This window comes from Pedobacter sp. AJM, assembly GCF_002197755.1.
GTDB lineage: Bacteria > Bacteroidota > Bacteroidia > Sphingobacteriales > Sphingobacteriaceae > Pedobacter.
In genome coordinates this window covers 352,139-365,964 of record NZ_NHOT01000002.1, presented here as the reverse complement: position 1 = coordinate 365,964, position 13,826 = coordinate 352,139, and the positions used below count along the sequence as shown (strand labels likewise).

The following is a 13,826-nucleotide window of genomic DNA, read 5'->3' as shown; positions in this document are numbered from 1 at the left end:
CGTAAATGTGGGTTAGTCCCAAAGTAATTTTATCTTATAATTTTTGAGTTTTTTGTCTCTTGAAATGAGAGTTAAATCTTCTGATAGTGCTTGAGATACAATAATTCTATCGAACGGGTCATGGGTGATCAAGGCAATAGTTAGTAAAGTTGTTAGATGGGTTTCATTAATTGAAACGATTTCAATTTGATTTCTTTCTGCAAATCTAAATAATTCATCAAAACCTACATTTAATACTAATTTTCCAATCTGCTTTTTGATGGCAATCTCCCAAAGTGATGCAATGCTTAGGAAACAAGATTCATTAAGGTTTAATATTTTTTTTCTTATCAATTCAGACAATTGATTATCGCCGGCAACAAACCAAAAGAAAGTATGTGTATCTAACAAAAAAGCCATTAAATGTAATCTGAAAACATTTCCAATGGTTCATCAAAGTCATCAGCTAACTTGATTTTACCTTTTGCGTAACCAAATTCTCGTGACTTTAATTTTGGTTTATTTGCTTTTTTCGTTTTTAAGAATTCTACAAAATCTGCCACCTCCTGTCTCAGATCCAAGGGCAAAGAATTTATTTCTATTTGCAGATTTGTAGTCGTCATATCATAAGTTAAAAAAGACTTTATTTAAAGCAAAGTTATTTTTTAAGAATTGCATAAATGCCGAAGACAAAGCCAAAAAGCACAACGAGGGGTGCGAGTAAGGTCCTTCTAAAATCATAAATATCCCCAGTGGTGCCCATCATTAATATGAAGCCCAGTGCTACAATACCCATGCTGATTAACAATAGCTGATAATTTTTTTTGGTAAAAACCAATTCACTTTTTACGTCCTTCGTTACCGGACTTGTCTTTTTTTCTAATGCCATTATCTATAAAGATTGTAAGATTTTAAACGTAAATACCTGCTTACCGCAAACCAGGTGCTAATGCCCGTAATAAAAATGCCCATAATAATTAAGCCAACGAATACAAAGCCAAACTCTTTATAGTTGTTTAAAATAATAATTTCAGGAACTTCTTTCCGTGCATATATTAATGTAGCCAGTAAGATAATAATCGCGATGAAAGCTGCGATTAAACCATGTAAGGCTGCGTATAATAGAAAAGGACGTCGGATAAAATTTTTCGTTGCACCAACGAGCTGCATACTTTTAATTAAAAATCTTTGTGAGTAGATGGCTAAGCGTATGGTGTTGTTAATTAGTGCAATGGCAATAATTAAAAGCAATGCCGCAAATGCCAGGATAATTAAGCCAATGGTATTGATATTTTTATTCACCATATCAATTAAAGAACTCTGATATACCACTTCTTTCACAACAGGGTTTTTAGCAATGTTGGCTTTTAAAGTTTCAATACTTTTATTATTGGCATATTCCGCTTTCAGATAAACATCAAAAGTAGAAGTAAGCGGGTTGTAGCCTAGAAAATTAACAAAATCTTCACCTAAATCCTGGGTCAGGTTTCTCGCTGCCAGTTCTTTATTTACATATTGTGTTTGCTTTACGGCACGGTTGGCATTTAATTCTTTTTGAAAAGCCAGCACATCCGTTTCTTTTGCACCTTCATCAACAATAATATTTAAAACAATATTTTCCTTAACGTAATTGGACAGGTTTTTGGCGTGTACAAGTACCAACCCAAGCAGGCCCAGCATCAATAAAACCAGCGCAATACTAATAATGGTAGAGATATATACGGTTTTGGTTTTCTTAGATGCGTCACTTACTTCGAATTCTTCCATGTATTTCAATTTTGTTTTTGCGAAAATATAAATTATACCTGATAAACACCAATATAAAGCTATTCTAAATGAATATAACGGCCCTGCCCGTGATTTAGTTCACTTGAAAATATTGCAGCGCAGTACCCAAATTTTTGAAACCGGTACGAAATCCGGAGATCAGGCGTTTATAATGCTAGTAAAAACCTAAAATCTATTCTGAATGAAAAAACAAATTACCGTAATTGGCTTATTATTTATTGCAACAACAGCATTATTATCCTGTAAAAAAGATACTGTTTCTTTAAAAGCCCGGATCATGGGGAAATGGACCGTCAATAAAATCGAAGTTTCCGGGAATACAAACCCATCTCTTAACGGAACATTTAATTATACCATTAATGATTATCTGGATTTCAAAGCTGATAATGATGACCAGGTGGAATTGAGTTTAAATAATCAGCGTACCATAGGTACGTACACAACCTCCCTTGGAGACGATTTCGTGATGTCTTTTCCCGAAGGTGTTTCAAATGCAACCGTTAAAAGCCTGACACAGTCGCAATTTCAGTTTACTGCTAAAATAGATAAAACCAACATTGTAAAGGTATATTACCTCACCAGATAAAATCTAATTCCCTAGTGTTTGCTTGCGCCATTGGTTATTGATAGCCAATGGCGCTTTTTTATATTTCAATCCTTATGGGTTTTTAAAAACCTAAAGGATTTTGAATAGTCATCTATTCTGTTTTTTTAAGCTTTTTATTTCCGTATTTTCGCTCCTTTAAAAATTTAAAACTTGCAATGGATTACCAATTCAAAGAAATAGAACAAAAGTGGCAGAAATTTTGGGCAGATCATGAAACCTTTAAAGCCGAAAGCAATTCTGAAAAACCAAAATATTATGTGCTAGATATGTTTCCTTATCCATCAGGAGCAGGTTTACACGTTGGTCACCCACTGGGTTACATTGCATCTGATATTTTTTCAAGATACAAACGCCTTAAAGGGTTTAATGTTTTGCATCCAATGGGCTATGATTCTTTCGGTTTGCCTGCAGAACAGTATGCCATACAAACTGGTCAGCATCCGGCCATTACCACTGAGGCAAACATTGCCACTTACCGTCGCCAGTTAGATCAGATTGGTTTTTCTTTTGACTGGAGCAGAGAAGTGCGTACCAGCGAGCCATCATACTATAAATGGACACAGTGGATTTTTATGCAATTGTTCAATTCCTGGTACAACCTTGAAAATGATCGTGCAGAAGACATCACCACTTTAATTGAGAAATTTAATGCTTCAGGGTCGGCTGATGTAAAAGCCGCTTGCGACGAAGACGTAAAAATATTCCTGCCAAGTGATTGGGCAACCTTTACGGAAGAAGAAAAGCAAACTGAATTGTTGAAATACCGCTTAACCTATTTACGGGAAAGTACAGTGAACTGGTGCCCGGCTTTAGGAACAGTTCTGGCCAATGATGAAGTTAAAGATGGTTTCTCTGAACGTGGCGGTTTTCCGGTGGAACAGAAAAAAATGATGCAATGGAGCATGAGAATCACTGCTTATGCTGACAGACTTTTACAAGGTTTAGATACCATCGACTGGCCGGAACCCGTGAAGGAAATGCAACGCAACTGGATTGGAAAGAGTGTAGGCGCATCAGTTAAATTTAAGATTGAAGATTTACGATCTACAAATCAGACTTCTGATGCTGTACTCCGTACTTCAGACTACATTGAGGTTTTCACCACCCGCGTAGATACCATTTTCGGGGTTTCTTACCTGGTTTTAGCGCCTGAACACGAATGGGTTGCTGAATTAACTAGACCTGAGCAAAAAGCTGAAGTAGAAAATTATATAGCCCAAACCAAAAAGAAATCTGAATTAGACCGCATGGCGGACACTAAAACAGTTTCAGGTGCTTTTACCGGTACCTATGTCATTAATCCGGTGAGTGGTGAACGTGTTCCATTATACATTGCAGATTATGTACTTGCAGGTTATGGAACAGGCGCGGTGATGGGTGTGCCGAGCGGCGATCAGCGTGACTGGTTATTTGCGACGCATTTTAATCTGCCGGTTATTCAAATTTTAGACGCACAGAAAGACATTGATGTGCAGGCCGACCCAACCAAAGAGGGGAAATATATTAATTCAGCTTTCATCAATGGATTAACCTATAGAGAAGCGGTTCCACTTTTAAATAACTGGTTAGAAGAAGAAAATGTTGGAAAAGCAAAAGTAAATTTCCGTCAACGTGATGCTATTTTTGGCCGTCAGCGTTATTGGGGTGAGCCGATTCCGGTTTATTTTAAGGATGGATTACCATATTTAATAAAAGAAGAGGAATTACCCCTCATATTACCAGAAATTAATAAATATTTGCCTACTGAAACGGGTGAGCCACCTTTGGCGAGGGCAAGCAACTGGACGCCTTCTGCCGGTGATCATTACGAGCTAAGCACCATGCCAGGCTGGGCTGGAAGCAGCTGGTACTGGTACCGCTATATGGATGCCAATAATGATACTGATTTTGCAGCTAAAGAAGCGATTGACTACTGGCAGGCTGTTGATTTATACATCGGCGGTTCTGAACATGCAACGGGCCACTTACTATACAGTCGTTTCTGGAATAAATTTTTGAAAGATTTAGGTTATACCAAGGAAGAAGAGCCTTTCAAAAAACTGATTAACCAGGGGATGATTCAGGGTAGGAGTAATTTTGTTTACCGCATCAATGACGAGAATGGAAAGCCAACTAGTACTTTTGTTTCCGCAGGATTAAGGAGGGAATACAAAACTTCAGCATTGCATGTTGATGTTAACATTGTGGAGAACGATACCTTAGATTTGAATAAATTTAAGTCGTGGAGAGAAGAATATGCCAATGCCGAATTCATTCTGGAAAACGGCAAATACATTTGCGGTGTTGAAGTCGAAAAAATGTCGAAATCAAAATTCAATGTGGTGAATCCGGATGATTTGATTGAACGTTATGGCGCTGATACCTTGCGGATGTATGAAATGTTCTTAGGTCCGTTGGAGCAAAGTAAACCCTGGAATACCAATGGGATTGAAGGCGTATTTAAGTTCCTGCGGAAATTCTGGAGATTATTCCACAATGAAGCCTGGGAATTTACGGTTTCTGATGCGGAGCCAACCAAGGCAGAACTGAAAGCTTTACACAAAATCATTAAAAAAGTGCAGGACGACATTGAGCGTTTCTCTTTCAATACTTCTGTATCCAGTTTTATGATTGCGGTAAATGAGCTGACCGATTTAAAATGTAACAAACGTGCTGTTTTGCAGGATCTGGTGGTGATCTTATCGCCATATGCACCGCACATTTGTGAAGAACTTTGGGTACAGTTGGGGAATGAAGCAGGAAGTTTATCTTATACAGCTTTCCCAACCTTTAATCCGGATCACCTAGTGGAGGATGAGTTTGCTTATCCCGTTTCAGTGAACGGTAAAATGAAAATGAACCTGAATTTGAGTTTAACCCTGGCACAACCAGAAGTAGAAGCCATTCTATTTGCGAATGAACAATTCCAGAAATTTTTGGATGGCAAAACACCGAAAAAAATCATTTTTGTTAAGGGAAAGATTATTAATGTAGTTGTTTAAGGTTGAGGATGGAAAGTTTAAGGCATAGGGTCTTTCTTTCTATTCTTTAATAAAAAGCAAATCCCGGATTGAGCAATCAATTCGGGATTTGCTTCTTTAGGCTATCCTCATTCCCAATTTTATGGGGAATCGTTATTCAGCATCTAAATCATATTGGATACTGAATCAAGTTCAGAACGACGGACAGGGTTTAAGCTTTCGCCTTATTTCTATTTCCACCTGATCTTCTATTATTGCTGGCGTTACGCGGTTTGCCACTCATATTTCCATCACCGCTTCTTTTACCGCCACCACCACCTTTGGATTGTGCCTGAGGTTTACGTTTAACCTGGTTTTTAGCCAGCATGCTTTCCCAGCTAAGCGGATAAGGATGATCGTCAACAACAGGTAGTGTGATTTTAATTAGTTTCTGAATATCTAACAAATATTCATTTTCTTCTGCATCGCAAAAAGAAATGGCAATACCATTTGCACCTGCACGACCTGTACGACCAATTCTGTGTACATATGATTCAGGTATGTTAGGTAACTCATAGTTAAAAACGTGAGATAACTGGTCGATATCAATACCACGGGCTGCAATATCTGTTGCCACCAACACACGAATTTTCCGATCTTTAAAATCAGTTAAAGCCCTTTGTCTGGCATTTTGCGATTTATTGCCATGAATGGCGGCTGCTTTGATTCCGGCATGAGCTAAATCTTTCACAATCCGGTCAGCGCCATGCTTGGTACGTGTAAACACTAAAGCGGTCTCGATTTTTTTATCTTCCAGCAGATGGATTAATAATTTCTTTTTATCAGGCTTATCCACAAAATAAACAGATTGCACAATGGTTTCAGCTGTAGAAGAAATTGGTGTAACTTCTACTTTTGTCGGACTGGATAAAATGGTATTGGCCAATTTCTGAATTTCATCAGGCATCGTGGCCGAGAAAAATAAAGTCTGGCGTTTTGCCGGTAATTTGGCCACCACCTTCTTTACATCGTGAATGAAACCCATATCCAGCATCCGGTCGGCTTCATCCAGCACAAAAAGTTCAATGGTACTTAGGCTAATGAATCCCTGGTTCATTAAATCCAGTAAACGGCCGGGAGTTGCCACTAAAATATCAACACCTTTTCTAAGTGCTTCTACCTGTGAGTGTTGGTTTACGCCACCAAAAATAACCAGCCTGCGCAAGTTAAGGTTACTGCCATAAGCCTTAAAGCTTTCTTCAATTTGAATAGCAAGCTCGCGGGTTGGTGTTAAAACCAGGGCCTTAATATTTTTATTTGCCTTGGTATTGATGTGTTTTTCGTGTAATAGCTGCAACATCGGGATGGCAAAGGCAGCAGTTTTTCCGGTTCCGGTTTGCGCACAGCCTAATAAATCTTTTCCTTTTAATATGGTTGGGATGGATTGCTCCTGAATAGGGGTAGGTTGTGTATAACCTTCTTTCTCCAGTGCCTGTAAAATAGGCGCTATGAGGTTTAATTCTTTGAATAACATGTATGAATTTTTGTAATATTTATTGAAGAAGCTAGAACAATCATTTGTTGAAGGACTAACTTGCGGAGAGAATATGCCATTCAGAATGGCAAGCCCTTATTCCTGCTTCGGCAACAAAGATAGGGAAATAATCGGAGAGACGAGAAAAATTATTTTTACAAAAGATCAGGGATGAAAATAATGCTCCCCATTATAAACGGCTGTATTAATCCGATTAAAAAAAATATTATTTGGCTTGTAATGATTTTATGATTAATTTGTAATCAGTTTATAATCAGAAATATACACAATTTGTTTGTAAAGTATGATTTAAACTACGAATAAACTTATTAACTAACCAAATAAAATTCTACGTATGGCATTACCTGTACTTTATCCACAAATTGGTTCCTTAACCTATCTCGTAACACCTTTAAATCCTCACATCGGGCGAACAACCATTCTCCGTTACTAACAGATCTATGATAGGGCCAATAGCTTCGAACTCCTTTATAAGTAGGTGAGTCGGATCTAAAAACGAATACTAACCAAAATATAAATTATGAAACAAAATCTATCCTTTTTCAGGAGGGGATTCCTTCTTCTGTGCTTGGGTTTGTTGTATGCCGTTGGCGCAACTGCCCAAACTAAAGTTACTGGTAAGGTTATTGCCAGTGATGATCAACTTCCTATTATAGGTGCAACAATCAAACTTAAAAATGCGGCAGGAGGTACAACAACTGATGCTAATGGCGCATTTTCAATCAGTGCAAAGCCATCAGATGTATTGGTAATTTCATTTATCGGATTTACAAATAAAGAAGTAACAGTTGGCAACCAGACCAATATTTCAATAATACTACAGGCGGAGAATAACAATTTAACCGAGGTGGTGGTAACCGGTTATTCTTCGCAACGTAAAAAAGATTTAACCGGTGCCGTAGCCGTAGTGGATATGGGTGTTTTAAAAGCTCAGCCTGCAGCAAGTGCGGTGGAAGCATTGCAGGGAAAGGCTACTGGTGTACAGATTATTAATGATGGTGCACCAGGTTCAACACCGCAGATCCGAATCAGGGGAACAAGTACCATTAATAATAATGAGCCGCTATATGTTATTGATGGTGTGCCGTTTGAAGGTAAACTCTCCTGGCTTAATCAGAATGATATCGAAAGTATGCAGGTGCTGAAGGATGCATCATCAGCATCAATTTATGGCTCCAGGGCAAATAACGGGGTTGTAATTATCACTACCAGGAAAGGAACCTCCGGCAAACCAAAAATCACCGTCGATTCTTATTATGGCACGCAGGTACCCCGGAAAGGCAGTTTTCCAGAAATGATGAATCCGCAACAATATGCGCAATATGTATTTGACAGCTATACCAATGCCGGGAAAGCAATTGCTGCAGGTAGAAATTATGGTTCTGGAACAACGCCGGTACTACCAGAATATTTGGTCGCAGGATCTGTTTTAGGGCAGGATGTTACTTCGGCAGATGCTGATCCGTCAAGATACAATTACAGCCGGGATCCTTCGCTTTTTTACCAGATAACCAAGGCCAACAAACAAGGAACAAACTGGTTTGATGAGATTACCCGTTCGGCTCCGGTACAAAATTATCAGCTGGGCGCAACAGGCGGTTCTGAAAATTCAACCTATGCCTTGTCTGCAGGCTATCTTAATCAGAAGGGAACAATTGAATATACAGGTTTTAAACGTTATAACCTTCGATCAAATACAACCGTTAGTGCATTCAACAAACACGTTCGTTTTGGTGAAAACGCGCAATACAGTTATTCTGAAGGATATGGTTTTGGTGTAAATCCAAATACGCCAGGTGGTTACCAGGATCAGGGTAGTGCATTAAGCTGGGCCTACAGGATTCCGACAATTATTCCGGTTTATGACATTAACGGAAATTTTGCCGGAAGCCGTGGAAGTCAGCTCGGAAATGCTGAAAATCCTGTTGCTTTTCTTTACAGGGCAAAGGATAACTTAAACAAAAGCAATTTCTTTTTCGGTAATATGTTTGCCGAAGGCGATATTCTGAAAGGTTTGGTATTGAGAACCAATTTCGGTATCCGTTATGAAAATTATAACGGGATGTCTATGCGTTATCCAAACCTCGAATTCTCGGAAGGAAATAACTCTAATAATTTAAGCGAATACCAGGGTTATAATACAGAATGGACCTGGTCTAATACTTTAAATTATAGTGCTACCTTTAATGAAAAGCATAAATTAAATGTATTGGTTGGTACTGAAGCCATACGTTCAAGATCCAGACAATTAAATGGATCAAGAAATGATTTCTTTTTACTAGGCGATCTGGATTATTATTACCTCAACACCGGATCTTCCAATATCAGTAATTCCAGCACAGGCGCTATCGGTTCCCTATTCTCCATATTTGGAAAAGTAGATTATTCATTTAATGACCGCTACCTGGCCAGCGTAACCGTTCGGAGGGATGGATCATCTAACTTCGGTCCGGCAAACAAATACGGTGTTTATCCCGCAGGGAGTATAGCCTGGAGATTATCGGAAGAGGAGTTTTTGAAGAGTGTTAAATGGGTAAGTGACTTAAAACTTCGTGTAGGTTACGGTCAAACGGGTAACCAGCGGATTCCGCCATATCAGTATATCAACAGGTACCAAAGTTCGATCACGAATGCAGCTTATGCCGTTGGAGGTGGAAATACGCTCACCACTGGTGTATGGCAAAATGCTTATCTAAATTCCGATGTGAAATGGGAATCATTAAAAGCCCTGAATGTGGGTATAGATTTTACCTTATTTGAGGGGGCTTTTGATGGATCAGTAGACTGGTACAATAAGAAAACTACTGATATGCTTTATAACCTGCCTTTACCTTCAAGTGCAGTTGGAGGCGGAAGTTCTCCATTTGTGAATATTGGTGACATGAGCAATAAAGGGATCGAATTTAATGTAGCCTATCACTATGGCAGAAAAGCCGATAATCCATTTAAGTTTGATATTGGTGTTAACTTTTCAAGAAACGTAAATAAAATCGATCAGCTTGCTCCCGGAATTTTCAACCAGGTGTATGGTAATTACAGAAGTTTGCAAACCAGTGTTCTACAGCAAGGTGCCCCATTCGGATCTTTCTATGGATATAAAACCAATGGAATTTACCAGAGTGCAGCAGATATCCAGAACAGCCCATCTTATACTGGTGCCCGTGTAGGTGGCTTAAAATACATGGATATTAACGGAGATGGTGTGATTGACCCGAAAGACCGTACCATTATTGGAAATCCAAATCCTGATTTTACTTATGGTATTAATCTGAACGCCTCTTATCATAATTTTGATATTACAGCATTCTTATATGGTGTACAAGGTAATGATATCTTCGAAGCTACCCGTTACTTTACCGATTTCCCATCATTTGATGGGGCCAAAAGTACCCGTTTGCTAAATGCCTGGAGTCCAAGCAACCCTACCAGTACTATCCCTTCTGCCTATACAGGTGCATCTGATGTAGAATTTGCTTCTTCCAGTTACTATATTCAGAATGGTAGTTTTCTAAGGCTTAAAAATCTTCAGATCGGATATTCCATCCCTACTGATAAAGTTTTTGGATCTAAAGCAGGTATCAGCAAATTCAGGGTATATGTTGCAGCGAGTAACTTATTTACCATCACCAAATATACAGGCGTAGATCCGGAAGTTAGTCAGATTACGGATGGCTTCACTGCTCCGGGGGTTGATCAGGGGGTATATCCATCACCTCGACAGTTTTTATTAGGTATAAATGTTGGATTTTAATTAAAAGATTTCAAGATGAAACATATAAAATATATTTTCTTATCCATATTCATTTTAAGTAGCGTATCGTGCAAAAAGGACTTTCTTTCGCTAAACCCGCAGGCTGAGCTTACAGCAGAGCAATTGACCACACAGGATGGGGTAGAGGGTTTACTTGTAGGTGCATACGGTCTGCTCAATGGTAATATTAATGGCACATGGGGTAATTATGGTGCAGCACCGAGCCAATGGTTATTTGGTGAAGTAGCTTCTGATAATGCGCACAAAGGCAGTAGTAATGGAGATCAGCCTAATATGAATGCCATAGAGCAACACTCGCCTACCAGCACAAATGATAACCTCGCTAACTTGTACGATAGATGCTTTGAAGGTGTTCAACGTTGTAACAATACTTTAAAGGTACTTGCAACGCTACAATCTGGAAGTGGGGCTACAAAGTTTTCAGATAGCAGGGCGAAAGAAATCCAGGGCGAAGCCAGGCTGCTCAGGGCACATTATTATTTCTTTCTCGTGAGGGTTTTTAAAATGGTGCCTTATGTTACCGAAGCCTCAAACGGAGCCATTATTCCCAACGACAAGGATATCTACCCGAATATCATTGAGGATCTTCAGGCTGCAGTAGCCAACCTTGGAACCACTAAACCTAAAGGTCAAAAGGGTCGTATGGATAAATATGCTGCTCAGGCTTACCTTGGAAAGGTTTTATTGTACCAAAAACGCTATGCTGAAGCTTATGCTCAACTTAATGCCGTCATTACGGCAAAAGGAAGTTTGGTAGATATGCCTTATGGTGATAATTTTGATATTACCAAAGAAGACGGACCAGAATCTATCGTAGCTGTACAGCATTCGGTAGGTACAGACGGAACAGGTGGTGATAATGGCAATGTGGGTGATATGTTAAATTTCCCTTATGGAGGGGTAACACCAATTAACTGCTGCGGATTTTTTCAGCCAACTATTGATTTAGCAAATGCCTTTAAAGTAGATGCTTCAGGCTTACCACTGTTAGATGGTAGCTACCGAACCAATGCTTATACTTCTGATTTAAATTTATCAGCTGCTGAGAAAGCGAGTTATCAGTTAGATCGTTCAATAGCATTTGATCCAAGAATAGAATCCACCATCGGACGCCGCGGTGTACCTTATCGTGATTGGGGAATTATGGCTGGCGATAGCTGGATCAGGGATGCCAGTAATGGTGGCCCGTTTGTAGCGGTAAAAAATTCAATTGAGTCTTCTCAGATTGCGTCGGGTACTGGTCCGGGTATGACTAACGTCACCGGTTTGAATGTTAATCTTATCCGTTTAAGTGATGTTTATCTAATGGCTGCAGAATGTGCTGTTGAAACAAATGACCTTTCTACAGCATTAACATTAGTGAACGCTGTTCGACTTCGGGCAGCTAAAATAACCCCGACAACAATTAACGGTACGCCGGCGGCAGCTTACAAAGTTAGCCCATATCCATCATTTCCAAATGCTACTTATGCCAGGAATGCGGTTCGTTTTGAGCGCAGACTGGAATTGGCGATGGAAGGACACCGCTTTTTTGACCTGGTGCGCTGGGGGATTGCCAAGCAGACACTGGAGAGTTATTTTACTTTTGAAGGAAAATACTTCAACTATCTGAATGGTATAACGATTGAATCAAGAGACGAATATTTTCCATTACCTCAGGATCAGATTGACAGAAGTAACGGAACCTTGAAACAAAGTCCAGGGTACTAATAGCCTTAATTTTAAAAAACGCATGAAGCGAACTGTTTCATGCGTTTTTTTTATGCCAGCCCGTTTAATGGATTTATTTTTCTTCCTTAAACCTGCTAAAAAATAAAAGTGCCAGTAAACAAAGTCCGAATCCTACAATTCCATTCAGGCGGAGGCCAAAATCATTTCCCGGATCTTTCCCGTAAATCGTGAGCATGGCAAAAATAGCGATGCCTAAAGTCTGCCCTAATTTTACAAAAAGGTATTTCACTGCAAAAAACATTCCTTCGTGGTTTTCACCGGTTTCTAAAGTATCCTTTTGAGCTATATCTGCTAAGATCGCTGTGGGCAAAATACCCAGGGCCGCCAAAGGAAAAGAGGCTGAGAGTACCAGAAGATAAATTTGTGTGTAAGGACCGAACGGGAGTTTGCCCAAGAAATAAATGGTTACAAATATCAGGCACAGGATGCCGAATCCCAGTAATACAAAAGGCTTCTTGCCAATTTTAGCCGATCCGAAAGTAATCAGCGGATAAAATAATAAAGAAGCGATTACCATGGTACCCATAAATTTCCCGCCCTCTGATTCCGGTAAACCCAGTAAAACGGTGCAGAAAAATAATAATCCGCTTGAAATGATACTTAACGCGGTATAAAAGGCAAAATCTGAAATCAGGTAATACTTAAAGTTTTTGTTTTTAAAGGTGTTTTTTATGGCGGGCCATAGGGGTACATGTGTTGGCCTGGCTACAGAAAAGTCTTTTTCCTTAATGGTGAATATGGGCATCACCATCATCAAGCCTGATAATAAACACAAAGCCCAAATGGCGATTTGTATGGCTTCACTCCGGTTTGCCACTGTACAGTAGTCCTGAACGAGATCGGCGAAATTATTGGTGCAAGCTGAAAAGATAATGCCAATTACAAATCCAACCTGCTGATAACTGGATAATTTAACTTTTTGCTGCGGGGTGTTGGTTACTTCTGCCAATAAGGCATTATAGGGGATAATATAAGTGGTTACAGATATAAAAAACAAGCACAGGGTGATGGTCAGCCACCAGGCATTTTGTAAGCTCTCTGTTTTTTGAAGAGGATAAAACACCAATCCGCAAAACAGTATGGCCGGTACAATCGCCCATTTCATAAATGGCATCCTCCGGCCATTCGGATTTTTACTGGCATCGCTTCTGCCTGCAATGAAGGGATCAAACAAGGCATCAACCAATCTTCCAGATGCGGCAATAATGGATAAAATATTGAACGCGCCTAAAAAAACAAGTTGCGGAACCAAAGCAGGTAAGCCGGAATGATTTGGAGGCAAATAAAAAAAAGGCAGCATTACAATGATAATATTTGTCATTGTACTCCAGCCAATCATGCCTGCTGCATAAGTAATTTCTTGTTTTAAAGTGAGCGTTTTATTCATTAAATTTTTTCCATTTGATTTATTCTTTTGGTAACGAACCTGTGCGCTTCTAATTAGTTTCAAGTAAC

The 13,826-nt window shown here is 39.3% G+C and carries 10 protein-coding genes; 4 read left to right on the top strand and 6 right to left on the bottom strand.

Annotation, left to right across the window (positions count from 1 at the left end; all coding sequences use genetic code 11):
- Nucleotides 1-12 precede the first annotated feature (12 nt).
- From CBW18_RS05510 to CBW18_RS05495, 4 genes are read right to left on the bottom strand one after another with little or no spacing between them, the layout of a single operon-like run.
- Entirely contained in the window at nucleotides 13-390 is a 378-nt protein-coding gene (locus CBW18_RS05510) for a type II toxin-antitoxin system VapC family toxin (protein WP_172406450.1), read from the bottom strand.
- A gap of 8 nt (nucleotides 391-398) precedes the next feature.
- Nucleotides 399-602, bottom strand: coding sequence for a DUF2281 domain-containing protein (locus CBW18_RS05505; protein ID WP_088300317.1), 204 nt, complete (start codon nucleotides 600-602; stop codon nucleotides 399-401).
- A 35-nt stretch (nucleotides 603-637) separates the two neighbouring features.
- Nucleotides 638-868, bottom strand: coding sequence for a DUF3098 domain-containing protein (locus CBW18_RS05500; RefSeq protein ID WP_088300316.1), 231 nt, complete (start codon nucleotides 866-868; stop codon nucleotides 638-640).
- Nucleotides 868-1,746, bottom strand: a complete 879-nt coding sequence (locus CBW18_RS05495) for an ABC transporter permease (protein WP_088300315.1) — start codon at nucleotides 1,744-1,746, stop codon at nucleotides 868-870. The genes CBW18_RS05500 and CBW18_RS05495 overlap by 1 nt, the downstream gene beginning before the upstream one ends.
- Nucleotides 1,747-1,948: 202 nt before the next feature.
- Between CBW18_RS05495 and CBW18_RS05490 the strand changes: the two genes are divergently transcribed.
- Both CBW18_RS05490 and leuS read left to right on the top strand, forming a co-directional pair.
- Nucleotides 1,949-2,353 (top strand): lipocalin family protein, encoded by a 405-nt coding sequence (locus tag CBW18_RS05490; protein ID WP_088300314.1) that lies wholly within the window; start codon nucleotides 1,949-1,951, stop codon nucleotides 2,351-2,353.
- Nucleotides 2,354-2,529: 176 nt separating this feature from the next.
- Nucleotides 2,530-5,355 carry a leucine--tRNA ligase gene (gene leuS / locus CBW18_RS05485; RefSeq protein WP_088300313.1) on the top strand — a complete coding sequence of 942 codons (2,826 nt, stop codon included), beginning with the start codon at nucleotides 2,530-2,532 and terminating at the stop codon, nucleotides 5,353-5,355.
- A gap of 190 nt (nucleotides 5,356-5,545) precedes the next feature.
- Here leuS and CBW18_RS05480 read toward each other — a convergent pair whose 3' ends face one another.
- The gene (locus tag CBW18_RS05480; RefSeq protein ID WP_088300312.1) at nucleotides 5,546-6,847 is read right to left on the bottom strand and encodes a DEAD/DEAH box helicase; all 1,302 of its coding nucleotides are present in this window, start codon (nucleotides 6,845-6,847) and stop codon (nucleotides 5,546-5,548) included.
- A gap of 541 nt (nucleotides 6,848-7,388) precedes the next feature.
- On the opposite strand from CBW18_RS05480, the gene CBW18_RS05475 reads away from it, so the two are divergent.
- Nucleotides 7,389-10,619, top strand: a complete 3,231-nt coding sequence (locus CBW18_RS05475; protein WP_088300311.1) for a TonB-dependent receptor — start codon at nucleotides 7,389-7,391, stop codon at nucleotides 10,617-10,619.
- Between the two features lie 15 nt (nucleotides 10,620-10,634).
- On the top strand, nucleotides 10,635-12,350 hold the full coding sequence (locus CBW18_RS05470; RefSeq protein ID WP_088300310.1) for a RagB/SusD family nutrient uptake outer membrane protein: 1,716 nt from the start codon (nucleotides 10,635-10,637) through the stop codon (nucleotides 12,348-12,350).
- A 73-nt stretch (nucleotides 12,351-12,423) separates the two neighbouring features.
- On the opposite strand, the gene CBW18_RS05465 is transcribed toward CBW18_RS05470, so the two are convergent.
- Complete coding sequence (locus CBW18_RS05465; RefSeq protein WP_088300389.1) at nucleotides 12,424-13,758, bottom strand: MFS transporter; 1,335 nt, start codon at nucleotides 13,756-13,758, stop codon at nucleotides 12,424-12,426.
- Nucleotides 13,759-13,826 lie beyond the last annotated feature (68 nt).

Coding starts and splice junctions, on each gene's coding strand:
- leuS (WP_088300313.1), top strand. CDS start 2,530: ATGGATTACCAATTCAAAGAAATAGAACAAAAGTGGCAGAAATTTTGG.
- CBW18_RS05470 (WP_088300310.1), top strand. CDS start 10,635: ATGAAACATATAAAATATATTTTCTTATCCATATTCATTTTAAGTAGC.
- CBW18_RS05480 (WP_088300312.1), bottom strand. CDS start 6,847: ATGTTATTCAAAGAATTAAACCTCATAGCGCCTATTTTACAGGCACTG.
- CBW18_RS05505 (WP_088300317.1), bottom strand. CDS start 602: ATGACGACTACAAATCTGCAAATAGAAATAAATTCTTTGCCCTTGGAT.
- CBW18_RS05500 (WP_088300316.1), bottom strand. CDS start 868: ATGGCATTAGAAAAAAAGACAAGTCCGGTAACGAAGGACGTAAAAAGT.
- CBW18_RS05475 (WP_088300311.1), top strand. CDS start 7,389: ATGAAACAAAATCTATCCTTTTTCAGGAGGGGATTCCTTCTTCTGTGC.
- CBW18_RS05495 (WP_088300315.1), bottom strand. CDS start 1,746: ATGGAAGAATTCGAAGTAAGTGACGCATCTAAGAAAACCAAAACCGTA.
- CBW18_RS05465 (WP_088300389.1), bottom strand. CDS start 13,758: ATGAATAAAACGCTCACTTTAAAACAAGAAATTACTTATGCAGCAGGC.
- CBW18_RS05490 (WP_088300314.1), top strand. CDS start 1,949: ATGAAAAAACAAATTACCGTAATTGGCTTATTATTTATTGCAACAACA.